This is a genomic window from Candidatus Limnocylindrales bacterium, from assembly GCA_035626395.1.
Taxonomy (GTDB): Bacteria; Desulfobacterota; Binatia; order UBA1149; family CAITLU01; genus DASPNH01.
Genome location: DASPNR010000039.1, coordinates 22,327 through 46,842 on the forward strand (window position 1 = coordinate 22,327; position 24,516 = coordinate 46,842).

The following is a 24,516-nucleotide window of genomic DNA, read 5'->3' on the forward strand; positions in this document are numbered from 1 at the left end:
GACGTCGCGCAGGCGGTCGGCTTTCCGTCGCGAGTCGTCAATGGGCGGAAGAAGGAAGCCGGCGCTCCGACACCTCGTCCTGCGGGCAGCGCGTCCTCGCCTTGCTGGGACGATTCGGATTGACTGTCGCCAGACGTGCGCCACCGGACCCGAACGCGCCGAACAGGAGACGCCAGATGCCGATCCTTCGCCAACTTCGCAGCGTCGTCGCCGCCACCGCCATCCTCGTCGCTCTCCTCGCCACGACCGCGATGGCTGGCGGCGATTGGAACGACGCAGGCATCGCCTGGAAGCCGTTTGAGCAGGGCCTGGCCGAGGCGAAGAGCGCCGGCAAGCCGGTGATGCTCGTGTTCTACACCGAGTGGTGCCCGCACTGCACCAACTACTCCAGGCTGTTTCACGACCCGAAGCTCGTCGAGCTCTCGAAGAAGTTCGTGATGATTCGCATCGACAAGGACAAGGACCCGGCGTTGAGCGGCAGGTACGCGCCCGACGGAGAGTACATCCCGCGTACGTTCTTCCTCCGGCCCGACGGCACCCTGCTGACGGAGGTCACCGAGCAGCGCGACCAATACAAGTACTTTTACAACGAAAGCGACTCCGGCTCCGTCATGCGTTCGATGAACGCGGTGCTGGCGATGCCCGCCCAGAGCTGATCCACGAGAGGACTACGCGCGCGAGCACATCGACATCGAGACCGTGCACCTCGGCAAGGTCGACCAGATGCTGCGCAAGCCAGGCGAAATCGAGCGTCTCTGGAAGCTGTGAGCGCCGCCCGCGCGCTCAGCGGATCAGCAGCATGCACAGCGCCAGCTCGTCGAGCGCGCGCGCGACCGCATGGTCCGGGCGTGCCAGGACGAGAGGCTGGCGATTGACCGCGGCGCGGTAGAACAGGTCGGGCGCCGGCGGCACGATGCCGTACTTCTTGAGCTCGAGGTGGGTATTGACGTCGGCGGCCGACACCGCCTCGGGCACCTGCACGCGCGAAACGATCACGCTGCCGACGGTGGCCTTGACGCGCCAGAACTTCAGCACTTCGATCATGATCTTCGCTGCCGCGATCGAGGACGGGTCCGATCGGTCGATGACCAGCGCGATCAGGTCCGCCTGGCGCAGCGCCTCTCGATTGGCCTCGCTGGTCTCGCTGGGCAGGTCGAGCAGCACCAGGTCCGAGTTCAGCGAAGCCGCGTTGACGATCGCCGCGGCCTGGTCTCCGCGCAGGTCGCAGTAGCTCAGCAGCGTCTGCGGTGCAGCCAGGAGCCGAAGGCCGCTCATGTGCCGGCTGACGTGCTCGTCGATGGTGTCGGTGCCGATGCCGTCGGCGCTGCGCGCGGCGAGCAGGCGGCCGATGTCGCTGATGGCGTTGACGTTGAGGAGACGCGACAGCACGCCGTAGTTGCCGCGCATCTCGATGGTGGTCACCGGCAGGCCGCGGTTGGCCAGGGCGGCAGCCACGTTGGCAGCCACCGTCGTCGTTCCCACCCCGCCCTTGGCGCCGAAGAAGGCGACGACGCGGCCACGCTTGGCTGTCACGTGGCTTACGGGGTCGGCAGGCCCGCGTCGCTCGATGGCGTAGCGGATCGTGCGTTCCAGTTCGCGCGCCCGCAGCTCGCCCTTGATCAGGTATCCGGCCGCACCGAGCTTCATCGCCTCCACGTCGACTTCGTGCGTGCCGTGTCCGGTCAGGATGAAGACCGGGGCGAGCCGCCCTTCCTGCAGCTCGTTGCGCAGCAGGTCCAGGCCGGTGCGCTCGCCGAGCCTGTAGTCGACCAGAAAGACGTCGAAGCGGCCGCGGCGGATCTCGCGAACGGCATCGGCATAAGTGGGAGCCCAGACCAGGTCGAAGCCTTCCCCTTGCGCCTCGGCGAGAAGCTCGCGCGTCAGGACATAATCGTCCTCGTCGTCCTCGACGAGCAGGATGCGTAGGGCGCCAGAAGCCATCGCGGCTAGAGTAAATCAGAGATGATGGCCGTCGGCGAGGCCCGTTCGCGCCTCGACCGCACCGACCTCCCTCACCGCGCCGGCGCAGCCGCACCATGGGCAGACGGCCGACGGGGCGACAGCGGTATGGCCGGCCGCGCCTTGACTCCGCGCCACGCCATGCGCACTGTCGCTGCTCCAACGGTTACTCGCGATCGCGCGAAGCGCTCCCGGTTCACATCGACAGCGCCCTGTCCCGAGCAAAACCCCCATTCAGCCAGTCCGTCCCCACCGCGCGTGGGAATCGACCAAGCGCCCGAGCTCGATGCGTGGCCGCCGCCAAGGCCTGGCCGCCGCGATGCTCGCGCACCAAGGACATCCGTACGTGACCACCACTTCGTTCCAGGAACTCGGCGTGGCCGAGCCTCTTCGCCGCGCCCTCATCGAGCGCAGCTACACCTCGCCGACGCCGATCCAGGCCCAGGCCATTCCGCCGGTCCTTGCCGGCCGCGACATTCTCGGCATCGCCCAGACCGGCACCGGCAAGACCGCCGCCTTCTCCCTGCCGCTCCTTCAGCGGCTGGCCGAGGGTGGAGGGCAGCGGCCGCGCCCGGGCGCTCCACTGGCGCTGATCCTCGCTCCCACGCGCGAGCTGGCCGGTCAGATCGCCGACTCCATCCGCGACTACGGTCGTCACCTGGGCCTGCGCCACACCGTCATCTTTGGCGGCGTGGGGCAAGGATCGCAGGTACGAGCGCTCGAACGCGGCGTGCACGTGCTCGTGGCAACGCCGGGCCGCCTGCTCGATCTCATCGAGCAGCGCTATGTACGCCTCAGCGACGTTCGCATCCTGGTTCTGGACGAAGCCGACCGCATGTTCGACATGGGATTCCTGCGCGACCTTCGCAAGATCGTGCGACTGGTGCCGCCGCAGCGGCAGTCCTTGCTGTTCTCGGCCACGATGCCCGCCGACATCGCGCGCCTTGCCGAAGAGGTGCTGCGCGATCCGATGCGCATCGAGATCTCGCCGAGCAACCCGACCGTCGACCGCGTCGAGCAGCGCGTGCACTTCGTCGACGCGGCCCGCAAGCGCGCGCTGCTGGCGAACCTGCTCGAGGATCCTTCGCTGGAGCGCGTGATCGTGTTCACGCGCACCAAGCACGGCGCCAACCGCGTAGCTGAGCAGCTCGATCGAAGCGGCGTGCGGGCGGAAGCGATTCACGGCAACAAGTCGCAGAACGCGCGCCAGCGTGCGCTCGACTGCTTCCGCAAGGGACAGGCGCGCGTGCTCGTGGCCACGGACGTGGCGGCGCGCGGCATCGACGTGGTCGGAGTCACGCACGTCATCAACTACGAGATCCCGAACGAGGCCGAGAGCTACGTCCATCGCATCGGCCGCACGGCGCGTGCCGGCGCCGAGGGCGTTGCCGTGTCGTTCTGCGATCCGAGCGAGCGCGGCTATCTGCGCAGCATCGAGCGCATGACGGGATGCGCGCTGGCGGTGGCGGAAACGCGCATGGAAGCGCTGCCGGTCGATCCGGCGCGCGGACGGCGCGAGCAGCCGCGGCACGTCAAGTCGTTCGCGCCGCGCGGGCATTCGGGCCCGTCCCGCGGCGCCCCTCGCCGCTCCGGACGACCGGTCTAGCCCACAGGGATGGCCCGGCGCCTCTCGCGAAGCGCCGGGCTGCTCCCGAGCCCGACTCCGATGCCCCACCGATACGGACGCCGGGAGGTCGGTGGCGGACATGCGTGCGCCGAGCGCCGACGCATCTGGACTTTGGAGCGGCCTCTGCCAATCTTCGCCTTCAAGCGCAGCGGTCGGCGGACGGCCCGCTGCCATCACTACTTCCTCACGCGACGTGCGGACGCCGCGCCATCGGAGATCGACCATGAAGGAATGCCTGAGCTTCTACATCAACGGTGAGTGGGTAGCGCCCACCGAGCCCAATCCCATCGACGTCCTCAACCCCGCCACCGAAGAAGTCATCGGCCGCATCAGCCTCGGCTCCAAGGCGGACGTCGACAAGGCCGTCGCCGCCGCCAAGGCCGCGTTCGAAACCTACTCGCAGACGACGCGCGAAGAGCGCGTGGCGCTGCTCGAGCGCATCATCGGCGCCTATCAGAACCATCTGCAGGAGCTGGCCACCACGATCTCCGAGGAGATGGGCGCGCCTATGTGGCTCGCGCAGGCGGCGCAGGCGCCCTCCGGGCTCGCGCATCTGATGCAGACGCTCGAGGTGCTCAAGTCCTACGAGTTCGTTCGCATGAAGGGCAAGACGCGCATCGTCCACGAGCCGGTCGGCGTGTGCGGCCTGATCACGCCGTGGAACTGGCCCGTCAACCAGATTCTGTGCAAGGTCGCTCCGGCGCTGGCAGCCGGCTGCACCATGGTGCTCAAGCCGAGCGAGATTGCACCGCTCAACGCCATCGTCGTCACCAACATTCTGCATGAGGCGGGCGTGCCGAAGGGCGTGTTCAATCTCGTCAACGGCGACGGTCCCGGCGTGGGCACGGCGCTGGCCGCGCACCCGGACATCGACATGATGTCGTTCACCGGCTCGACGCGCGCCGGCATCCAGGTGGCCAAGAACGCCGCCGACACCGTCAAGCGCGTGGCGCAGGAGCTGGGCGGCAAGTCCGCCAACATCATCCTGGAGGATGCCGATCTCGCCACGGCCGTCACCAACGGCATCCGCACCTGCTTCACCAACAGCGGCCAGTCGTGCAACGCGCCGACGCGCATGTTCGTGCCCGCCGCCAAGCACGCCGAGGCGGTTAGAATCGCTCGCGAGGCGGCCTCGCAGGTGCAGGTTGCCGATCCGGCCACCGCGCCTCCGGGAGCGATCGGTCCGGTGGTCAGCAAGCAGCAGTGGCACAAGATCCAGGGCCTCATCGAGAAGGGCATCGCCGAAGGCGCCGAGCTGGTTGCCGGCGGCCCCGGACTGCCCGATGGAATCGAGCGTGGCTACTACGTCCGCCCGACCGTCTTTGCCGGCGTGCGCAACGACATGACCATCGCGCGCGAGGAGATCTTCGGCCCCGTCCTGGCAATCCTGCCGTACAACGACGAGGAGGAGGCCATCCGCATGGCCAACGACACGCCGTACGGCCTGTCGGGCTACGTGCAGTCGAGCGATCCCGATCACGCCCTGCGCGTGGCGGCACGGCTTCGCACCGGCAACGTGCACATCAACGGCGCCGGCCCCGACTTCGGTGCGCCCTTCGGCGGCTACAAGCAGTCGGGCAACGGCCGGGAGTGGGGCGAGTTCGGCTTCGAAGAGTTTCTCGAGGTCAAGGCGGTGTTGGGCGCGCCGAAGGCGGCCTAGCTTCGCCGACGAGCTCCTGTTCGTAGCGCGCGGCCCCGTCTCTCGGCGAGAGCGGGGCCGTCGCTTTGTGCGCCGCCGCCCGGAGCCCTCTCGCCTCCGCGCCGCGCCGGGTATACTGCAAGCACGTGCAGCCCGGGCCCACAGCCCCGGCCTGACGGAGGCAACCGCATGCAGCCGCGTAGCGTTCTCGGTGTCGAGGAGATCCAGCTTTCCGACATCGCCTTCTGGCAGCGTCCTCTCGAGGAGCGCGAAGGCGCCTTCCGCACTCTGCGCGCCGAGCGTCCTCTCTCCTTCCACGAGGAGCCCGACGTGCCCATGCTCGGCAAGGGGCCCGGCTTCTGGGCCGTGACCAGATATCGCGACGTGCTCGAGATCAGCCGCTCGCCCGAGATCTTCTCGTCGGCGCGCGGCGGCGTGAACATCATCGATCTGCCGCCCGACTTCAGCGAATTCTTCAGCTCGATGATCGTGATGGACGATCCGCGCCATGCGCGCCTTCGCCGCATCGTCTCGCGCGGCTTCACTCCGCAGATGCTACGGCGCCTGGAGGCCACCGTCGAAAGCGCCGCCACTCGCATCATCGACGACGTCGTGGAACGCGGCCAGTGCGATTTCGTCGCCGATATCGCTGCGGCGCTGCCGCTCAAGATCATCTGCGACATGATGGGCATCGCCGAGTCCGACTATAAGTTCGTGTTCGACCGCACCAACATCATTCTCGGTGCGGGCGATCCCGACTACGTCGCCGATCCCGCCGCCATCGTTCCGGCCCTCCTGGCGGCAGGACAGGATCTCTCCAATCTCATGCAGGACCTGGCCAAGGTGCGGCGCGAGAAGCCCACGGAGGATCTGACCTCGGCGCTGCTGCATGCGGAGGTCGACGGAGAGCGCCTGACCGACGCCGAGATCGGCTCCTTCTTCGTGCTGCTGGTGGTGGCGGGCAACGAGACCACGCGCAATGCCATCAGCCACGGCATGAAGGCGCTTTGCGATCATCCCGACCAGCGCCGCATCTGGGCCGCCGATTTCGAGCGCATCGCGCCGACGGCCGTCGAGGAGATCGTGCGGTGGGCCTCGCCGGTCATTCATTTCCGTCGTACCGCCACGCGCGACACGGTGCTGTCGGGAGTGAAGATCGCCGAAGGCCAGAAGGTCGTGATGTGGTACAACTCGGCCAACCGCGACGAGGACGTTTTCCCCGAGCCCTACCGGTTCGACGTCCGGCGCACGCCCAACGAGCATGTGGGCTTCGGCGGCCCCGGGCCCCACTTCTGCCTGGGCGCTCACCTCGCCCGCCGCGAGATCACGGTGATGTTCCGCAACCTGATGCAGCGCCTGCCGGACCTGCGCATCACGGAGGAGCCCGCGCGCCTGCTCTCGTTCTTCATCCACGGCATCAAGCGCATGCCGTGCGAATTCACGCCCGGCCGTCCGAGCAAGGCCGCCTAGACTGGCGGACTGCTTACGCATCAATAAGCGACCTGCGCAGGCCCATCGGACTGCGCGGCCGGGTGGACACACCGCGACAACGCGGCATGATCCCCCGCCCATGCCCATCCTCGGTCCTGCACGCGGCACGGTTTGGGGCGCCATCGCCGCTTCCTGCCTGTGTGCGCTGAGCGCGTGCAGCCTGACCCGGCCCGAGGGCGACGGAGGATGGAGCGAGCAGCGGCGCGCGCGGGAGATCGAGCGGGCATCGCTTCTGTCGCAGCCGCCAGTACGCGTCGATTCGGCCGGCGACGTCACCGCAGATCGTGCCGGCGCCGCGATCGGTGACGCCGCGCGACGCCGCGACGACGGCGGCACGGACGGTGGCGGTGCCGCAAGCGACGCCGCCGCAATCGCGGCGTCCGCGCCGATCGACCTCGCGACTGCACTCGACCTGGCCTCGCGTCACAGCCGCGGCATGGCGATCGCCGCCGCCGGCGAGACGATGGCGGCACGGGACGTAGCCATCGCGCGCGCACCGCTGCTGCCGAGCACGACCGTGCGCGGCAACTACGCCTGGTTCAGCGACGAGCTCGGCAACACGGTCGCCCTGCCATTCGCGCTTCCCGGCCCGACGCCGACCGATTCCTTCACGGTCGCCGTTCGCGAGGAGGACTTCGGCAGCGTCACCGCGGCCGTGCGTCTGGCGCTCGACGTCAGCGGCGAGCTGCGCCACGGCCTGGCGTCGGCGCAGGCCAGCTATCGTGCCGAACGCGCGCGGCGCTGGGCAACCCAGCTCGAGGAGGAGCGCGCGGTCGTGCAGGCGTACCTCGCGCTGCTCGAGGCCGAGGGACTGCGCGAGGTCGCGGCGACGACCGTGGAGCTTCAGCGGCAGCAGCTCGAGGATGCCGATGCCCGCGCGCGTGTCGGACAGCTCACACGCAATGGCGTGCTGGTCGTGCAGGTCGCGCTGACGACGTCGCGCCAGCTGCTCATGCGCCAGGAGCTGGCGGTCGCGCACGCACGGCGCAGCCTCAACCGGACGATCGGCCTGCCGGTGGACGCGCCCACGCGCGTGCTCGATGTCGCCGGCGCTCCGCGCCTGCCTCGAGTCGAGGATGCGGTCGCGGCCGCGCGGCAGGCGAGCCCGGTTCTGGCCTCGCTGCTCGAAGAGATCCAGGCGCTGGAGGAGCGACGCACCTCGCTCGTGCGCGCGCGCTTTCCACGCCTCGGCGCAACCGCGGCCTACGACGCCACCAGCGCCGAGATCGTCCAGCCTCAGCACTACGCCAGCGCGACGCTGGGACTGGAGTGGGACCTCGGCACCGACCTCGGCCGCGAGTCGCAGATCGCCAAGCTCGACGCTGCCTCGCGGCGCGCGCGGCTCGTGCTGGACCGCTCGTGGCGCGACATCGAGCTTCTCGTGCGCGGCGCGCACGACGCGGCCACCGAGCGCATCGCCGCCGCCGGCTCGGCGGCCGAGGCCGTCGAGCAGGCGCAGGAGAACCTTCGCATCCGCCAGGAGCAGTTCGAGCTGGGTCGGGCCACGAGCGAGGACCTGCTGGATGCGGAGTCGCTTCTGACGCGCCAGCGCGTCACTCTGGCCACCGCCCTGTACCAGGCCCACGCCCGGCGCGCGGAGCTGCAGCAGCTCATGGGCGCGCCGCTGGCGGATCTGCTCGCACCAGGCGCGGAGGCGCCGCTGCCATGAAGCGCATCGTCTTCGCCCTCGTCCTGCTCGCGCTCGCCGCCGTCGCCTGGCGCCTTCTTGCCGACGACGACGACGGCGACGTCTACTACACCGGCTTCGTCGAGGGCGAGGAACGCGTGCTTCGCAGCGAGGTCGGCGGGCGCGTTCTGGAGGTCGCCTTCCGCGAAGGCGATGCCGTGCCGGCCGGCGCCATCGTCGCTCGGATCGACGACGCCGACATCGCGGCCAGAGTGCGGAGCAAGCGCACCGAGATCGAGGTCCTGATGCGCCAGATCGAGCAGGCCGGGCACGAGGTCACGCTGCGCGAGGGGACCTGGAAGGCCGAGCTCGGCGCGCGTCAGGCCGAGCTGGCGCAGGCACGATCGGAGTATGAGCTGGCGGTGCGCTCGCTGCAGCGCGAGGAAGGGCTCGGACGCACCGGCGCCACCACCAGACAGCTCCTCGACGAGATCCGCACCCGGGAGGCTGCGGGGCGCAGCGCCGTCGACCGTGCCGAGCGCATGCTGGCGCGCGCCCAGGCCGAAGCTGCCGGTGTCGACGCCGCTCGCGCGCGCCTGGACGTGCTGCGCGAGCAGAGGCGGCTGGCCGAGAGCCAGCTGGCCGAGCTCGAGGTGACGCAGGCGAAATACTCCATCCGTGCGCCCGAAGTCCCGACCGTCGTGCAGACCCAGCTGCTGTGGCCGGGCGAGCTCGCGCAACCCGGCACGCCGATCGCCTCGGTGCTCGATCCGCTCGACAAGTACGTGCAGATCTACGTCAGCGTCTCCGATCTGCCGCTGGTGCCGGTGGGACGCCGCGTCTGGATCGAGCTCGACAGCACGCCCGGCCGCCGCGTGCCCGGCGCGGTCTCCTTCGTTGCCGACCGCGCCAACTTCACGCCCGAAAAGATCGAGACGCGCGACGACCGCATCGGTCAGGTCTATCGCGTCAAGATCCGCATTCTCGAGGATGTCGCCCGTTTCGTGCCGGGCACCGAAGGCAACGTCCATCTCGGCGAAGGCGCGACGGCGGTGGCGCAGCCGCGACCAGCCGCGGTGCAGCCAGCGCCCGCCGCCGTGCATCCGCCGGAGGCATCGCCGCCGGCCGCTGCAGCACCTTCTGACGATCTGCAGGCTGGCGCGGCGGACAGCGGCGAGCGGCCATGACGGGCAGGCGCCGCACGATGGCGGCGGCCGCATGAGCAGCGGCGCCGCAGCCCGCCCCGGCGGCGCAGCCGTCGAAGGCCCGCCGGCCCCGCTTGCGATCCGGCTGCGCGCACTGCGCAAGCGCTTCGGCAACCTCGTCGCGCTCGACCGCATCGACCTGGACGTCGCGGGCGCGCAGATGGTCGGCGTGGTCGGGCCCGACGGCGCCGGCAAGACGACGCTGCTGCGCTGCCTGACGGGCCTTCTGGAAGTGGAAGCCGAGGAGGCCACGGTGCTCGGCCATGATCTTCGCGCCGACGTGCGCGACCTGAAGCGCGTGGTCGGTTACGTTCCCCAATCCTTCAGCCTCCAGCGCAACCTCTCGATCGCCGACAACCTCGCGTTCACCGCGCGCCTGCAGCGGATCCCGAGGGACGTCTTCCGACGGCGCGAGCAGGAGCTGCTCGAGCGCACGGGGCTGGCGCCGTTCCGAGACCGCGCGGCCGGCGATCTGTCCGGTGGGATGAAGCAGAAGCTGGCCATCGCCAACGCGCTGCTGCCCGAGCCGCAGCTGCTCGTGCTCGACGAGCCGACCGCCGGCGTCGACGTGGTGGCGCGAGGCGAGATCTACGAGATTCTCGAGGAGCGCCGCCGTGAGGTGCTCATCGTCGTCTCCACCAGCTATCTGGACGAAGCCGAAGGCTGCGACCGCCTCGTCTATCTTCACAGCGGGCGCGTCGTGGCCGACGGCAGTCCCGGGCAGCTCGAGGCGGTCGCCGGCATCGATGCCTACCGCGCCTGGACCGACGATGCCGCCGCGGCGGTGCGCGGCGCGCTCTCGCTGCCCTACACGGTGCGCGCCCGCGTCTGCGGCCGCTTCGTTCGCGTGGAAGTGCCGCGAGTGCGCTCGCTGACCGTGCGCGCCGTGTGCTCGGACCTGCAAGAGATCGCCGGCGTGGCGCTGGCCGAAGCGGCGCCGCGCGATCTGGAATCGACGCTGCTTGCGCTCTCGCACGGAGCCGAAGGCAGGGGCACGCAGCCGCGCACGGAGACCGTCTCGACTGCCGCCGCCGCCTTGGTGCCGGTCTCGGCCGAGCCCATCATTCACGCCCGCGGGCTGACCAGGCGCTTCGGAAGCTTCACGGCCGTCGATCGAGCCGACATCTCGGTGCCTGCCGGCGCCATCTTCGCGTTTCTCGGCGCCAACGGCTCGGGCAAGACGACGACGATCCGCATGCTGATCGGGCTTCTGGCGCCGAGCGAAGGCAGCGCCGTCGTGGCCGGGGTGGACGTGATCGAGCATCCTCGGCGGGTGCGCGACGCGATCGGATACATGGGCCAGCGCGTCAGCCTCTACAAGGGTCTGACCTTGCGCGAGAACGTGGAGTTCTACGCAGGGCTGCACGGCATTGCCGGCAAGGAGCTGGAGCGGCGCTGGGGCGGCATGCGCGAGCGCTTCGATCTGGCCGAGGCCGAGACGCGCCAGAGCGACGACCTCCCGGCCGGGCTCCGCCAGCGCGCCGGCCTTGCGCTGGCCACCCTGCACGATCCGCGCATGCTGTTCCTGGACGAGCCCACCGCAGGCGTGGACGTCGAGAGCCGCGCGATGTTCTGGGAGCTCATCCGCGAGCACAAGGAAGAAGGCGTGACGGTCTTCGTGACCACGCACTTCCTGGAAGAGGCCGACTACTGCGATCTGATCTCGTTCATCGATCGCGGGCGCATAGTCGTCGATGCCGAGCCCGAAGAGCTGCGCGCGCGCTTTTCTCCGGGCTACACGGCGACGTGCGAGCTGCCGCCCGAGCGGCGCGCCGCGGCGGCGGCGGAGCTGGTGCGCGCAGGCTGGACGGTCCACGAAAACCCGGCCGGCCTGCACCTGAGCAGTGCGCGCGCCACCTCCGCCATGCTGCGCAGCGTTTGCGATGCGGCGGGCAGCGAGGCGTGCGGCCGCGTCCGCGTCGATCAGCCGCCGATGGCGACGATCTTCCGCCGCATCATCCTGGACGGGAACGGCGCCCACTCCGGCGGTCGGTCCGTCGGCGCCGTTTCGACGACCGACGCCGCGGGCCGGGGCACGCCTGCTCACGAGGGCGGGCGATGAGCCTCAGGCGGCTGCGAACGCTGATCCTGCGCGAGATCCGCGCCACGCTGCGCGATCCGTTCACGCTGTTCGTCCTGGTGGCGGTGCCGCTGGGATCGCTGCTGGCGTTCGGATTCGTCGTGTCGACGGAGGTGGAGGGGATTCCGCTCGGCGTCTTCGACGGCGCGCGCAGCGAGCTCAGCCGCCGCATCGTGGCCGAGCTGACCACGCACCCGGCCTTCGAAGCGCGTTCCTACGTACGCCGCGACGAGCTTTCCAGCGCGCTCATCAACGGCGACATCGGCGTCGGCATCATCATTCCATCGGACTTCGAGCGCGCGCGGGCACGCTCCGCCAGCGGCGACGAGCCTGCGCAGATCCAGCTCCTCTACGACGGCGCCGAAGCGGTGCTGGCAGCCAATGCCGAAGGCTTCCTGCGCGGCATCACCGCTGCTGCGCTGCGGGAGCATGCGGGCGCCGACATCGGCATCGCGCGCGTGGAGGCCGCCGCGTCGATGACGGCAGCCGGCGGCGGAGTCGGCAGCAGCGTGCGAGTGCTCTTCAACCCCACGCTCGATGGCCGGCCGTACATGGTGGCGGGCACCTTCGGCTTCGTGCTGAGCTTCCTGACCACGCTCATCACCGCCGTCTCCATCGTCAACGAGCGCATCGGCGGCACGTTCGAACAGCTGCAGCTGACGCCGGCAACCTCGCTGGAGATCGTGCTCGGCAAGCTGCTGCCGCTGGGCGCGGTGTTCTCCTTCGACGTGCTGGTGATGATGCTGGCCGCGTCGTGGGTGCTCGATGCATGGCCGAGCGGCAGCGCGCTGCTGTTCTGGTCGATCGCCAGCTTCTACGTCGTCACGTCGCTGGCGATGGGCCTGATCTTCTCGGCGACCTCGGCCACCGCTGCCGAGGCGGTGCAGAAGACCGTGCTGTTCAGCATCCCGCTCGTGCAGCTCAGCGGGTTCGTCTACCCGATCCGCAACATGCCCGAGCCGGTGCAGTGGGTTTCGATGATCCTGCCCGCCACGCACTTCATCAACGTCAGCCGGTCCATCTACCTTCGCGGCGAAGGCGTGGCCGAGCTGTGGCCGGAGATGCTGGTGATCGTCGGCTTCGGCATCGCCCTGGTCGTGCTGGCGCGCCGAACGCTGGAGTCGCGCGAATGAAGCAGGCAGCGGCGCAGCGGGGCGGAATGCCTGCCGACGACGTGGCAGGGAGGCACCTTCCATGGTGAAGGGGCTGCGCACGATGTGGACCAACGTGTGGGCGGTGGCCTTCAAGGAAGGCGCGCTCATGCGCCGCGACAAGGTGCTGATCGGCGTCTCCGTCGTGCAGCCGATCATGTTCCTGTTCCTGTTCGGCGTTGCCCTCACCAGCAAGCCGGCCAACGTCCCCTGGATCGTGCTCGATCAGAGCCAGAGCAGCTACTCGCGCCGCCTCATCGCCGAGGTCCAGGCGAGCGGGTATTTCCTGCCCGCCCGCACCGTCGCCAGCTACGACGACGGCCACGGGATGCTCCACCGCGGGGAGGCGCTCGCGCTGGTGGTGGTGCCGCATGACTTTCACCGCGACGTACTGCGCGGCAGGGGCGAGGTGCAGATCCTGCTCGACGGCGCCGACCCGCTCAGCGCCGCGCGCATCGGCGCCTACATTCGCGCCATCGCCGCGTCGGTGGCGATGGGACGCGAGCAGCTGGCCGCGGCGCCGGCGCCGGTGGAGCTTCGGCAGAGGTTTCTCTTCAACCACACGCTCGACGATCGCCATTTCCTGCTGGCCAGTCTCGCCGGCATGCTGCTGACGAACGTGACTCTGTCGCTTGCCGCGTTCGGGCTGGTGGCCGAGCGCGAAGAGGGAACCTACGAGCAGATGCTGTCGCTGCCCACGACTCCGCTCGAGATCGTGCTCGGCAAGCTGCTGCCGACCGTCTTTCTGTGCTACGCCGTCCTGGTCCTGGCCATCCTCTTGCCGGGCCTCGCCTTCGGCATCTGGCCGGCGGGCAGCCTGTTCGCGCTCGCGCTGTTCACTCTGCCCTTCGTGCTGGCCTCGCTCGGCCTCGGCGTCTTCGTCTCGACGCTGGCCGCGACCGTCGCGCAGGCCATTTTCATCAGCGTCTTCTTCATCATGCCCTCGTTCGTGCTGTCCGGCGCGATGATGCCGCATCAGCTCATGCCCGATGTGCCGCGCCACATCGGCGCGCTGATGCCGCTGCGGTGGTACCAGATCGGCATCCGCCGCATCATCACGCGCGGCGGCGGCCTCGACGACGTCGTCGTGCCGTTCCTTGCACTGAGCGGGTTTTTCGCCCTGATGCTCGTCTTCATACGCCTGCGCTCCCGGCCGCGCCTGGCCTGAAGCTGTCCCTATCTTCGGCCGCCGCCGGCGCGGCGCTTGCCTGGGCCTGCCGCGCGCCGACAATCGCGCCGCGATGACGCAGGCACGTGCCCGCAATCTCCTGTGGCTGGCGTTGCTGCTGGCCGCGCCGGTGCCGTTCTTCCTGGTCGTCGTGGGCCATGTGCCGGTTGCCCGCCTGCTGCAGCTTCTTGCGCTGACGCTCACTTTCATCGCGGTCGAAGGACCGGCCGGTGCCTTGCGCACCGTCGTGCTGCTGCTGGTCCTGCAGATCGCGCTATGGGCCGGCGTGCTGCGCCTGGTGGCGAGCCTGGCCGCGGCCGCCATGCAGCGCGCGTTCGGCAGCGCCGGCCTCGCCGCCGCAACCATGACCGCCGCGCTCCTGCTCGTCGCTGCGGCCGCGACGTTCCCGCTCTACCGCACGCCCTTCCGCTCGGCCTCTCTGCACGCCACGCTGCTCGAGGTCTTCGAGTGAGACGTCATCCAGGCGCACCTTTCCTGCTGGCCGCTTCCCTGCTCGGCCTGCTCGCGCCGTGGGCGTCGGGCACGGCCGCATCGTTCGAGCGAACCGAGCATCGCGAGCCGTGCGCAGCCTACAACGAGCTGCGATCTCCGTTCTTCGGCGACCTTCACGTGCACACTTCGCTGTCGTTCGATGCCAATGCGCTCGGCGTGCGAAACCTGCCCGCGGATGCGTATCGTTTCGCACGCGGCGAGCCGCTGGGACTGCAGCCCTACGCCGCCGGCGGCCAGCCGCGCCGCACCGTGCGCCTGAGCCGGCCGCTGGACTTCGCTGCCGTCACCGATCACGCCGAGCTGCTCGGCGAGCTGCACCTGTGCCAGACGCCAGGCTCCCCCGCGTACGACTCGCTGGTGTGCACGACCTACCGGCGCTGGCCTTTGCTGACGTATTTCTTCGTGGCCAGCCGGATGCTCAGCATCGCCGGCCCCGAACGCTACAGCTTCTGCGGCGAGGAAGGCGTCGGATGCCGAGAGGCCGGCGTGGGCCCGTGGCAGATCATTCGCGACGCGGCCGAGCAGGCCTACGACCGCACCTCGGCATGCACGTTCACGAGCTTCGTCGCCTATGAGTGGAGCGGAGGCCCCGGCGGATACATGACCCATCGCAACGTGATCTTCGCCGACGAGCGCGCGCCGCGCCTGCCGGTCAGCTTCCTCGATGCCTCCGACGGCGACAAGCTGTGGACGCGCCTCGAAGAAGAGTGCGAGCGCGAAGGCTGCCGCTTCGTCACGATCCCGCACAACACCAACCTCTCCGGCGGCCTGCTGTTCGAGTCCGCGGCCAACGACGCATTCGACGCGGCCTCGGCGCGCCGGCGCGCGCGCCACGAGCCGCTGCTCGAAGTCCTGCAGCACAAGGGCGATTCGGAATGCCGCGCGACCGCGGCCGACGAGCTCTGCAATTTCGAGAAGCTTCCCTTCGCGCGCATGGAGGAGCAGCCGTTTCCATTCCGCTGGCAGCCGCCGGGCGCTCTCACGTTCGCTCGCGACATCCTGTCGGAAGGTCTGCGCATCCAGCGCCGCATCGGCGTCAACCCCTACGAGATGGGCGTCATCGCGGCCACCGATACGCATCTGGCGGCGGCAGGCCTCGCCGACGAAAGCGGCTATCCCGGCCACGGCGCCGGCGGCGACGTCACTCGCCACGAGATTCCGCTGGTGCCCGACTCGCTCGCGTTCAACCCCGGCGGACTGGCCGTGCTCTGGGCGGAGGAGAACTCGCGCGATGCGCTCTTTGCCGCCATCCGCCGCCGCGAAGCCTACGGCACCAGCGGACCGCGCATGCTGGTGCGCTTCTTCGGCGGCTGGACCTACCCGAGCGACATCTGCGCGAGCACCGACCTGGTCGAGCGCGGCTACCGCGACGGCGTTCCGATGGGCGGCAGCCTCGGCGCAGCCACCGGCGGCGCGGCTCCAGTCTTCATCGTCTCGGCCATGCAGGATGCCGGAACCGGCGAGCAGCCGGGCACGCCGCTCGAGCGCGTGCAGATCGTCAAGCTGTGGGTCGAGGGGGATGAGGCGCGCGAGAAGACCTACGACGTTGCCCTGGCCGCCGGCGCCGAGGGAGCGCCCGATCCCGAGACGTGCGCGGAGCCGGCGGCGCACGGAGCGGCGAGCCTCTGCACTGCATGGCGCGATCCGGACTTCGATGGGAGTGAGCCCGCGCTCTACTACGCGCGGGTGGTCGAGCGGCCGAGCTGCCGGTGGTCGGCGCGCGTGTGCGAAGACAACGGCGTGCGCTGCAAGGACGGCAGCAGCGTGCCGCGCGAGCTCGCGTACTGCTGCGACGGCAGCGCGCCACGCCTGATCCGCGAGCGCGCCTGGACCTCCCCGATTTTCTTCAGCCCAGCTTCCTGACCTCGGCGGGGGCGGCGCCGGTCAGCGCCGCGATCTCCTGCACGTAGCGCGCCCACAGATCGCGCGGCAGGTCGTGTCCCATGCCCTCGAGGACGACCAGCCGTGCACCGGGGATCGCGGCGGCCGTGGCCATTCCGGCTTCCAGGCGCACCAGCGGATCGTCCTTGCCGTGAATGACCAGCGTCGGCACGCGCACCGCGGTCAGACGGTCGGTGCGGTTGCCGGAAGCCAGGATCGCCGCCAGCTGCCTGCCGGTGCCGATCGGATCGAAGCCGCGATCGTAGGAGCGCGTGGCCACCGCTCGCACCCACTCCTCGTCGAAAGGATAGCCGGGGCTGCCGATGACACGGAAGACGTGCGCCGCGTGGGCGATGGCGCCGTCGCGATCCAGCGGCGGCGCCGTCAGCAGCACGCTCATCGCCTCGGCCGTTGCCTGCGGCAGCGTCGGATCGCCGGTCGAGGACATGATGGAGGTCAGGGTCCGCACGCGCGCCGGATGCTCGATGGCAAGAGTCTGCGCGATCATCCCGCCCATGGAGGCGCCGACGACATGCGCGGAGTCGACGGCGAGCGCGTCGAGCAGCCCGACCGCGTCCATGGCCATGTCGCTGAGCGTGTATGGCGCCTCAACCCGCTGCCCGGCAAAGGCGGCCGCCATCGCCATCGCGATATCCGGCATGCGCGCCTCATGCAGATGGGTGGAGGCGCCCGCGTCTCGGTTGTCGAAGCGGATGACGAAATGACCGGCGTCGGCCAGCGCCTCGCAGAACTCCTCCGGCCACAGGATCATCTGCGCGCCGAGGCCCATGATCAGCAGGAGCGGCGCCGCGCCGGCATCGCCGAACGTTTCGTACTCGATTTCGATGCCGTTGCAGGCGGCTCTGGGCATGGCAGGTCTCCGCGGGGGGCAGGATGAAGGCTTTCCGTTGCGCCTTCGTAGCAGATCGCGGCGAAACGTCACGGCGCGGGTCCGGCCGCTCGCAGAGTCGTCCCGTTCCGGCCTTTCAGCGCCGCCGTAACGGGCAGCAGCGCCGAAGCCGGTCTTGCCGCCGCAGCTCACCTCGAGCCGCGGCGGCATGGATCCGGCGGGCTCACTTTTCCCGCTTGCTGAGCTCCTTCAGCTCTTTGCGCGCAGTGGCGGTATTGAGAGGCTCATCCGGGCGCGCCAGCGAGACGCGCCACAGGTGCGTCAGCTGTGCATAGGTCAGCGACGGCATGCCGAGCCGCATCAACTTCTTGAGGAAGGGAACCATGTCCGCTCCGCGGCTGCCGCGCGGAATCTGCACCTGCAGACGCCGCATCTTCTGGTATGGCCCCACGATGCGCAGCTCGCGCTGCACGACCGAACGGGGAATGCCGGTGAACTTGGCGAAGCCTTCCACCTTGTCTTCGGGCAGATGCCCGTTGCTCAGCATGGAGCTGAGCGACCCGATGGGAACCTTCAGGTGCTTGGCCAGCCCGCGGAGGGTCTTGTCGCGAGCCTGCAGCGCCATGATGACCTGCTTACGAAAGCCTTTGCTTGGCACCTACCATCCTTCCGGGCGCAGCTCTCCTGCATGCTGCGCCTGTTTTTCGTGCGTGATTGAAGCCCCCGATGGCGACCGGAGTGCGCCAGCGAAGATGATTTGTTTCAGAACCCTGCATTCCATTTTCTCTTCGCGCGATGGAGTCAAGTCGAAGTGGGCAATTTCACTATTCGGCGCCACGCTCGACCGTTCGAACGGGTCGCAGGCTCCCGCCCATGGCCGTACGACACGGCATCGGACGCCGCTTCGACAGGCCTTTCTGTCTCCTCCCGCCCCTGATGGAATGCTGTTCGGGCACATGGCGAACCATGGTTCAGTGCAGACGCCGTTCGCGTGCGAGCGGGCCGCCCTTCTCCACCGCATCGAGGAGGAGGTCCGGGAAACCGCGGAGTACCTGGGCATCGACAGCCTCGATGAGCGCGTCCGGCAGGCCATGCTGGACGTTCCGCGCCACGAGTTCGTTCCGCCCGACCAGATCGCCAACGCATACTTGGACGAGCCACTGCCCATCGGCTTCGGACAAACCATCTCTCAGCCATACATCGTAGCGGCGATGACCCAGCTCCTGGACCTCGACAAGAACGACGTGGTGCTCGAGGTGGGAACCGGCTCCGGCTATCAGACCGCCGTCCTGGCGCAGCTGGTGAACAAGGTCTATTCGATCGAGATCGTCGAGCCGCTCAGTCGTCGCGCGCGCCAGACGCTCACGCGTCTGGGGTATGGCAACGTCGAGCTACGCTGCGCGGATGCGCACGACGGCTGGCCGGAGCATGCACCGTACGATGCCATCCTCATGGCGGCTGCGGGCCCCGAGATCCCCTCGCCGTTGCTCGAGCAACTTGCTCCGGGCGGTCGTCTGGTCGCGCCGGTGGATCGCGGCGAGCGCGCGCAGATGCTCGTACTCATCGCGAAGGATCACGACGGCAGCCTCCAGCACCGCGCGGTGCTGCCGGTGGCCTTCGTTCCGCTCACGTGCGCGGCCGATCATGAAGCTGATCCGATGTGACGACGTCGGAATCCCCGACGCAACGACCTCACGCCACCCGCCGAGCCAGCGACCAGCCATTGTCGCGCATGATCGAACGGATGTCGCCGCTGCTGAAGCCTGACAATTCGTCGACGAACGCCGTCGGCTCGGCAAGGCCCTCGGCATGCGGAAAATCCGATCCCATCAAGATGTGACCGGCGCCGATGGCATCGCGCAGCTCCGCGATGTCGTCCTCGTAGTACGGGGAGACCCAGACGTGGCGGCAGAACGTCTCGCGCGGATCCTCGACGAATGCCTGCGGCATCTGCCCATGGGCCTTTTTCAGCTTCGCCAGCAACAACGCTACCCACTCCGACCCAGACTCGATCGTCGCCACGCGCAGACGCGGATGACGCGCAAAGACGCCGTGGCAGACCAGAGCGGCCATGGTGTCGAGAATGGGGTTGGCCGACAGCGCCAGCCGCAGCGGCGAATAGCGGAACGCTTCCATCTCGGACGACTCGCCCCAATCCTCCGCATACCTGTGGTAGCCCGAGTCCCCGGAATGGAACGCGACCGTCACGCCCGCTTCGCTGGCGCGCGCCCAGAACGGATCGAACATCGCGTCGCCGGGCGAGCGGTTCCCGCTGCGGGTCGCCACCGGCGCCGAGCGCAGACAGACGACGCGCACGTCGCGTTCGAGCGCCCGCTCCAGCTCGGCCACCGCCGCATCGACGTCGACGAGCGTGATCATCGGAGCGGCGAACAGACGCTCGCGATAGGCGAAGCCCCAGTCCTCCTCGAGCCAGCGGTTGAAAGCGCCGAATGCGGCGACGAGCGCCGGAGGGTCGTGCTTGAGCGCTTCCTCCATGCCGACGCCGAGCGTCGGAAACAGGAACGCCGCCTCGATGCCCTGCTCGTCCATCAGCGCCAGGCGCGCGTCACGGTCGCGATAGGCGGCACGGATCGGCTCGAGGCGCCCGAACAGCTCGGGCATCGATTTTCCCTCGGGATTCCTGCCGCGAAAGAACTCGTCGAGAGCTCCCGGCCTGGCCACCGGATCGAAGGTGGGATTGGGAATGAAACGGTTGATGCGGCCGCCCACCAGCAAACGCTTGCGCCCGTCGACGACCGCCCACTGCATCGCACGCTTGGCCATGCGCCGATCGATGTGCCGGGTGAACGCGTCTTCGGCTTCGTAGTAATGGTTGTCGCAGTCGAATGCGCGAAAGCCGAGGTCCCTGATGGTCATGCAACGCCCCTGTGTCGTCATCGCGGCACGTCGCGAACGATCGAATCCGCGACGGCGTAGGTATCGAAGGCAATCGAAAGGACCATGGTGGCCAGCGTCGCCGTCGAGCCGGCCGATGCGGCCGAGACCGGCTGGTTCTTAGCCCTCGCGCCGCGGGCACGGAAGCGGACCGCCGCCCACCGCGTCAGCGTGCGTGGATCGCGCTCCGCACGCGGCGCGCGACGAATCCCAGCGGCCGCTGCAGCGCGGCGGCCAAGGATGGCTGCGGCCGCGGTTGCCCCGACTCCCATTCACGAACGGTCGCATCCGGCCGCACCGCCCACCGGACGCCGACGCCCCACCGCCGGCTCCGGCGCAGAGCGGCGAGCAGCTGCGCAAGGGACGTATCGGTAGCGGCTGCCGCCGCGGCGAGCGCTACCTGCAGATCCAGCCGCGACACCTGCATCCGGGATGCACGATCGACGACCTCCTGCGGCACCGGCGCCTCCAGGGTCGCGCGCAGGTAACCGAGCACGACGGCGAGCGGCAACGAGAGGTGTCCTTGCTGCAGCCGTTGCTCGAGGACCGGCCACCGCAGCGCCTCGCATCGCGCAAGAAGCGCCGCGTCGATCATCCACAGCAACGAGCGACGGGAGCCGGTCCACGCACCACGAACGCAGCAGGCGGCGAGCTGATCGTGCAAGGCGGGAGTGCGCACGCGCCGCTGCGCCGCGCTCATCACGATCGCGTCCTTCCATACGTGGGGAGCCGCGAGGTGGTAGTGAGGATGGGGCAGAACGGTATGGCCGACCGCGACCACGAGCCCGCTGTTGTCCTCGAAACGACGGCGCATCCACGCAGCCTCGCCGGCGCGGCCGTGGTCGCGAAAGCCGGCAGCAACCAGCGCTGCCGCGGCGGCCGCAGCGTCGCTTTCGCCGATGACGATCTCGGCGGGGCCGGTGTGGTGGAGCTCGGGCCGTTCGTACAGCCGCTCCGCCAACGGGCGACCACCGAGAACCAGAAACGCGACGCCGGCCTGTTCGAGGCCGTCGCTCATGCGACCGAACACCTCCGCATACAGCCGTGCACGCAGCTCCTCGCGAAGGGAGGCCGTCCGCAGCCGCGTCGCCTCCGCCGGCGACAGCTCCAGATCGTGGCGCTCGGCCTGGCGCTGCAGCAGCGGCAGCAGCGCCGCCACGGCATCGGTACGCTCGCGTCGGAGCACGTCGAGCAGTGAGGGATGGCGCGCTCGCCATTGCTGCCAGGCCCGGCGCGCGCCATCGCGTTCGAGCAGCAGCGCACGCAGGAGCAGCGTACGGTCGGCAGCGGGCAGCGACGGCGCGAGCAGCGCCCCGTCGGCCGTGGTCACGAGCTCTCGCCGCGACGGACGCGCAGGCGATGCTGGAGAAAGCGCATCACGCCTTCATTGGCCGAATCCACTTCCAGCCGCGTCATGTTGCTGGCGTGCAGGCGGCGCCGCACGAGGACTTCTTCGATCGTATGAAGGACGCCGCCGGCCGCGCGCACACTCTCCATCCAGACGGCGGTCTCGCCGTGGCGCAACTCCTCGGGCAGGCGCGGGAGGCGCGCCAGCGACCGCGCGCGCAGGAGCACGCTCTGGATCGAATAGCCGCCGTAGGGCCTGGACATGGGATGGTCGGCGTAGCGTGCGGCATCGGCTGCCAGCTCGGCTTCCCAAAAGTTCTGCGCCCACGTCAGGCACAGATCGACCTCGGCGTTTCGTGTCATCACCTCGAGCTGGCGCGCGAGCTTTCCCGGTTGCCACAGGTCGTCGCAGTCGTTGAACGCGATGTACTCTCCCGTTGCAGCATCCAGACCCGCATTGCGGGCGGCGGCCGGGCCGCGGTTTTCCTGGCGCAGCACGCGCACGGCGGAAGCGTAGCCGGCGGCGATGCGCGCGCTGCCGTCGGTGGAGCCGTCGTCGACGACGATGATCTCGAGCGGGCGATGCTCCTGCGCCAGCACCGAGTCCAGGCACTGACGCAGAAAGCGCTCGCCGTTCCAGACCGGAATGACGACGCTGACGAGCGAGGGCGTCGTCACGTGGACGAGCCTCCGGCGCCCGCTCCGCGGCGGCGGCGGTCCAGCGCGGCCTTGACCAGGTGCAGGTACTCGCTGCGGCTCTGGCTGCCGAAGTGCTGGCTACGGTTGCCATCGTGAAGCCGCCGGCGCGCCAGCACGTGCGGCAGCAGCTCGTGCACCGCGCCGGCCTCACTGGCACGCAGGACCCAATCGGTATCGTCGCTGTGTTCGAGCTTTTCGTTGAACGTGCCGATGCGCTCCATGGCGCCGCGCCGCACCACGAGCGTCGTCAGCGAAAACCCGGCAATGGGCTCGAGCAGGCGGGGATCGCGCACGCGCCGGTCCTCGAGTTCCTCGCTGACGAAGTTTCGCAGCATCGTCACGCAGTAGTCGAGATCCGGCCGCTGCTGCAGGCGCTCGAGCTGGAGCTCGAGCTTGCGCGGCTCCCACGTGTCGTCGGCGTCCAGGAAGGCGAGCACGTCACCTGCGCTGGCGGCGATGCCGCGGTTGCGGGCTGCGGCCGGGCCGGCGTTGGCCTGCCGCAGCAGCACGACGCGCGCGCCGTAGCCTGCCGCCACTGCCGCGGTCGCATCGGTGGATCCGTCGTCCACCACCACGATCTGGTCGGGCGGACGGGTCTGCGCCAACGCGCTGTCGAGGGCGGCGGCGAGGTAGCGTTCGGCATTGAAGGCGGGAATGATGCAGGAGACGTGGAACACGACGTCGATACCGGCGGCCAATCTCGCCGCGCGTCGGCAACAAGGCAAATCCTTGCCTGCGGTGCCTGCGCCCGCTTTCCCTTGGCCGTGCGCCGCCGGCGGCCGGCGTTGCCGCTGCGAGGGCGGCGATGACCACGCGCGTGCTGCTTTGGTCGCCGGGCTTCCTCGGAGAGATCGGCGGCATCGAAGCGCTTGCGCGTCCGATGGTCCAGGCCCTTCACGGCAACGGCTTCGAGTTCCGCGTCATGGCCACCAATACGGTCCTTCCCGAGGAGCGGACGCTGTCGTGGAACGGCGTGACGGTGCACTCGCTGCCGATCTACGACGCCCTGGCGCGCAAGGATCTTGTCGCGTACGCGGCGCTGCGGCGGCGCGTGCGCGAGATCGAGCAGGACTTCGACCCGCACGTCGTGCACGTCAATCACCATCATCCCGGCCTCGTCGTGCATTGCGATACGATGGCTGGCAGGCGCGCGGCGGTCGTGTACACCGCGCATGGGTGGGGATTCCTGACGTCGGAGGGCTCGTCGCACGAATCGATCATCGGCCGCTTGATCCGCGGCGCCGACTGGCTCGTCGGATGCGCCCAGTCCTCGGTCGATGCGGTATGCAGCCTCATCCCCGAAATGCGCGACCGCAGCTCGCTCATCCGCAACGCGATGCCGCCGCCGGCGCTGCAGCCGGCACCGCTGCCGTGGGACCCGCCGCTGCTGCTGTGCATCGGCAGGCTCGTCGAGCAGAAGGGCTTCGACACGGCCATCGATGCGATGGCCATGGTGGACGCGAGCGTCCAGCTGCGCATCGCCGGCTACGGCCCCGACGCGGAGCGCCTCGCCGCGCGGATCGAGCAGCAGCGCCTCGGCGACCGCGTGCACATGCTCGGCGGCGTCGCGCCCGAGGCCGTGCCGGCGCTGATGAACGAGGCCACGGCGGTGCTCATGCCATCGCGCGGATGGGAGGGGTTGCCGATGGTCGCCGTCGAAGCGGCGTTGATGGCGCGGCCGCTGGTGGCCAGCGAGCTGCCGGGGCTCGACGAAGCGTTCGTGCCCGGCCAGACCGGCGTCGCCTTCCCACCGGGCGACGCCATTGCGCTGGCGCAGGCCATCGGCTACTTGCTCGGCCGCCGCGAGGAAGCCGAAGCGATGGGGCAGCGCGCTCGACAACGAGCGATGCGCGAATTCGGCTGGGACGCCTACATCGAAGCCTACGGCTCGCTGTACGAGCGCCTCGCGCGGAGAGAGAGTCGTGTCAGATCTCGAGAATCGTTATCTTCCCGATGAAAACGAAGTCACCGCCAAGGTGATCGATGGCGAAGCCATCATCATCAACCTGCTGACGGGCGTCTACTACAGCATGGATGGAACCGGTGCCCGCGTGTGGGAGGGCATCGAGCGCGGTCGATCCATCGATGAGATCAGCGCCGCCATCGCCAGCGGCTATGGCATCGATCCGGCACGCGTGCAGGCAGACGTGCACACGCTGTTTCGCCAGCTTCTCGACGAGCGCATGATCCGCGCCGTCGATGCCGCGGCGCCCGTCGATGCCGCGGCGCCCGTCGATGCCGCCCCAGCAGCCTTCAGCGGTAGCTATCAGCCGCCGGTGCTCAACGTCTATCGCGACATGGCCGAGGTCCTGGCGCTCGATCCTCCCACTCCGGGCGTGTTCGATTCCCTGCTCAAGGATCCGAACGCCTGAGCGAGCTGCGCT

21 protein-coding genes are annotated in these 24,516 nt (G+C 69.3%); 14 read left to right on the top strand and 7 right to left on the bottom strand.

The features are described 5' to 3' along the window. Positions 1-176: 176 nt before the first annotated feature. Positions 177-656, top strand: coding sequence for a thioredoxin family protein (locus tag VEC57_15280; protein ID HYC00494.1), 480 nt, complete (start codon positions 177-179; stop codon positions 654-656). Positions 657-783: 127 nt separating this feature from the next. On the opposite strand, the gene VEC57_15285 is transcribed toward VEC57_15280, so the two are convergent. Next, the gene (locus VEC57_15285; GenBank protein HYC00495.1) at positions 784-1,941 is read right to left on the bottom strand and encodes a response regulator; all 1,158 of its coding nucleotides are present in this window, start codon (positions 1,939-1,941) and stop codon (positions 784-786) included. Positions 1,942-2,305: 364 nt separating this feature from the next. Between VEC57_15285 and VEC57_15290 the strand changes: the two genes are divergently transcribed. The 10 genes from VEC57_15290 (at position 2,306) to VEC57_15335 (ending at position 16,323) form a co-directional block, all read left to right on the top strand. Then, positions 2,306-3,565 carry a DEAD/DEAH box helicase gene (locus tag VEC57_15290; GenBank protein HYC00496.1) on the top strand — a complete coding sequence of 420 codons (1,260 nt, stop codon included), beginning with the start codon at positions 2,306-2,308 and terminating at the stop codon, positions 3,563-3,565. A gap of 244 nt (positions 3,566-3,809) precedes the next feature. After that, entirely contained in the window at positions 3,810-5,246 is a 1,437-nt protein-coding gene (locus VEC57_15295; protein HYC00497.1) for an aldehyde dehydrogenase family protein, read from the top strand. A gap of 168 nt (positions 5,247-5,414) precedes the next feature. Beyond that, entirely contained in the window at positions 5,415-6,695 is a 1,281-nt protein-coding gene (locus tag VEC57_15300) for a cytochrome P450 (GenBank protein HYC00498.1), read from the top strand. Between the two features lie 100 nt (positions 6,696-6,795). Then, the gene (locus VEC57_15305) at positions 6,796-8,385 is read left to right on the top strand and encodes a TolC family protein (protein HYC00499.1); all 1,590 of its coding nucleotides are present in this window, start codon (positions 6,796-6,798) and stop codon (positions 8,383-8,385) included. Continuing rightward, complete coding sequence (locus VEC57_15310) at positions 8,382-9,530, top strand: HlyD family efflux transporter periplasmic adaptor subunit (protein HYC00500.1); 1,149 nt, start codon at positions 8,382-8,384, stop codon at positions 9,528-9,530. The genes VEC57_15305 and VEC57_15310 overlap by 4 nt, the downstream gene beginning before the upstream one ends. 31 nt (positions 9,531-9,561) lie before the next feature. Continuing rightward, positions 9,562-11,610 carry an ATP-binding cassette domain-containing protein gene (locus tag VEC57_15315; GenBank protein ID HYC00501.1) on the top strand — a complete coding sequence of 683 codons (2,049 nt, stop codon included), beginning with the start codon at positions 9,562-9,564 and terminating at the stop codon, positions 11,608-11,610. Next, positions 11,607-12,761 carry an ABC transporter permease gene (locus VEC57_15320; GenBank protein ID HYC00502.1) on the top strand — a complete coding sequence of 385 codons (1,155 nt, stop codon included), beginning with the start codon at positions 11,607-11,609 and terminating at the stop codon, positions 12,759-12,761. The genes VEC57_15315 and VEC57_15320 overlap by 4 nt, the downstream gene beginning before the upstream one ends. 61 nt (positions 12,762-12,822) lie before the next feature. Beyond that, positions 12,823-13,947, top strand: a complete 1,125-nt coding sequence (locus VEC57_15325) for an ABC transporter permease (GenBank protein HYC00503.1) — start codon at positions 12,823-12,825, stop codon at positions 13,945-13,947. Between the two features lie 73 nt (positions 13,948-14,020). Continuing rightward, positions 14,021-14,419 (top strand): hypothetical protein, encoded by a 399-nt coding sequence (locus tag VEC57_15330; protein HYC00504.1) that lies wholly within the window; start codon positions 14,021-14,023, stop codon positions 14,417-14,419. After that, positions 14,416-16,323, top strand: a complete 1,908-nt coding sequence (locus tag VEC57_15335; protein HYC00505.1) for a DUF3604 domain-containing protein — start codon at positions 14,416-14,418, stop codon at positions 16,321-16,323. The genes VEC57_15330 and VEC57_15335 overlap by 4 nt, the downstream gene beginning before the upstream one ends. Here the strand turns inward: VEC57_15335 and VEC57_15340 are convergent. Together VEC57_15340 and VEC57_15345 are read right to left on the bottom strand one after the other, a co-directional pair. Next, positions 16,307-17,212: an alpha/beta hydrolase gene (locus tag VEC57_15340; protein HYC00506.1), complete on the bottom strand. Its 906-nt coding sequence runs from the start codon at positions 17,210-17,212 to the stop codon at positions 16,307-16,309. The two genes, VEC57_15335 and VEC57_15340, sit on opposite strands and share 17 nt — an antisense overlap. 202 nt (positions 17,213-17,414) lie before the next feature. After that, positions 17,415-17,849 carry a hypothetical protein gene (locus tag VEC57_15345; GenBank protein HYC00507.1) on the bottom strand — a complete coding sequence of 145 codons (435 nt, stop codon included), beginning with the start codon at positions 17,847-17,849 and terminating at the stop codon, positions 17,415-17,417. On the opposite strand from VEC57_15345, the gene VEC57_15350 reads away from it, so the two are divergent. Continuing rightward, complete coding sequence (locus VEC57_15350; GenBank protein HYC00508.1) at positions 17,839-18,855, top strand: protein-L-isoaspartate(D-aspartate) O-methyltransferase; 1,017 nt, start codon at positions 17,839-17,841, stop codon at positions 18,853-18,855. The genes VEC57_15345 and VEC57_15350 overlap by 11 nt on opposite strands. 28 nt (positions 18,856-18,883) lie before the next feature. On the opposite strand, the gene VEC57_15355 is transcribed toward VEC57_15350, so the two are convergent. The 4 genes from VEC57_15355 to VEC57_15370 all read right to left on the bottom strand — a co-directional run bounded on the left by VEC57_15355 (position 18,884) and on the right by VEC57_15370 (position 22,830). Next, positions 18,884-20,068 carry an amidohydrolase family protein gene (locus VEC57_15355; protein HYC00509.1) on the bottom strand — a complete coding sequence of 395 codons (1,185 nt, stop codon included), beginning with the start codon at positions 20,066-20,068 and terminating at the stop codon, positions 18,884-18,886. Between the two features lie 184 nt (positions 20,069-20,252). Further along, positions 20,253-21,416, bottom strand: coding sequence for a nucleotidyltransferase family protein (locus VEC57_15360; GenBank protein HYC00510.1), 1,164 nt, complete (start codon positions 21,414-21,416; stop codon positions 20,253-20,255). After that, on the bottom strand, positions 21,413-22,111 hold the full coding sequence (locus VEC57_15365) for a glycosyltransferase family A protein (GenBank protein ID HYC00511.1): 699 nt from the start codon (positions 22,109-22,111) through the stop codon (positions 21,413-21,415). The genes VEC57_15360 and VEC57_15365 overlap by 4 nt, the downstream gene beginning before the upstream one ends. Beyond that, a complete protein-coding gene (locus VEC57_15370) occupies positions 22,108-22,830 on the bottom strand; it encodes a glycosyltransferase family A protein (GenBank protein ID HYC00512.1) in 723 nt (240 codons plus the stop codon). The genes VEC57_15365 and VEC57_15370 overlap by 4 nt, the downstream gene beginning before the upstream one ends. A gap of 107 nt (positions 22,831-22,937) precedes the next feature. On the opposite strand from VEC57_15370, the gene VEC57_15375 reads away from it, so the two are divergent. Together VEC57_15375 and VEC57_15380 are read left to right on the top strand one after the other, a co-directional pair. Then, complete coding sequence (locus tag VEC57_15375; protein HYC00513.1) at positions 22,938-24,089, top strand: glycosyltransferase family 4 protein; 1,152 nt, start codon at positions 22,938-22,940, stop codon at positions 24,087-24,089. After that, on the top strand, positions 24,055-24,504 hold the full coding sequence (locus VEC57_15380; GenBank protein HYC00514.1) for a PqqD family protein: 450 nt from the start codon (positions 24,055-24,057) through the stop codon (positions 24,502-24,504). The genes VEC57_15375 and VEC57_15380 overlap by 35 nt, the downstream gene beginning before the upstream one ends. The last annotated feature ends 12 nt before the right edge of the window (positions 24,505-24,516 follow it).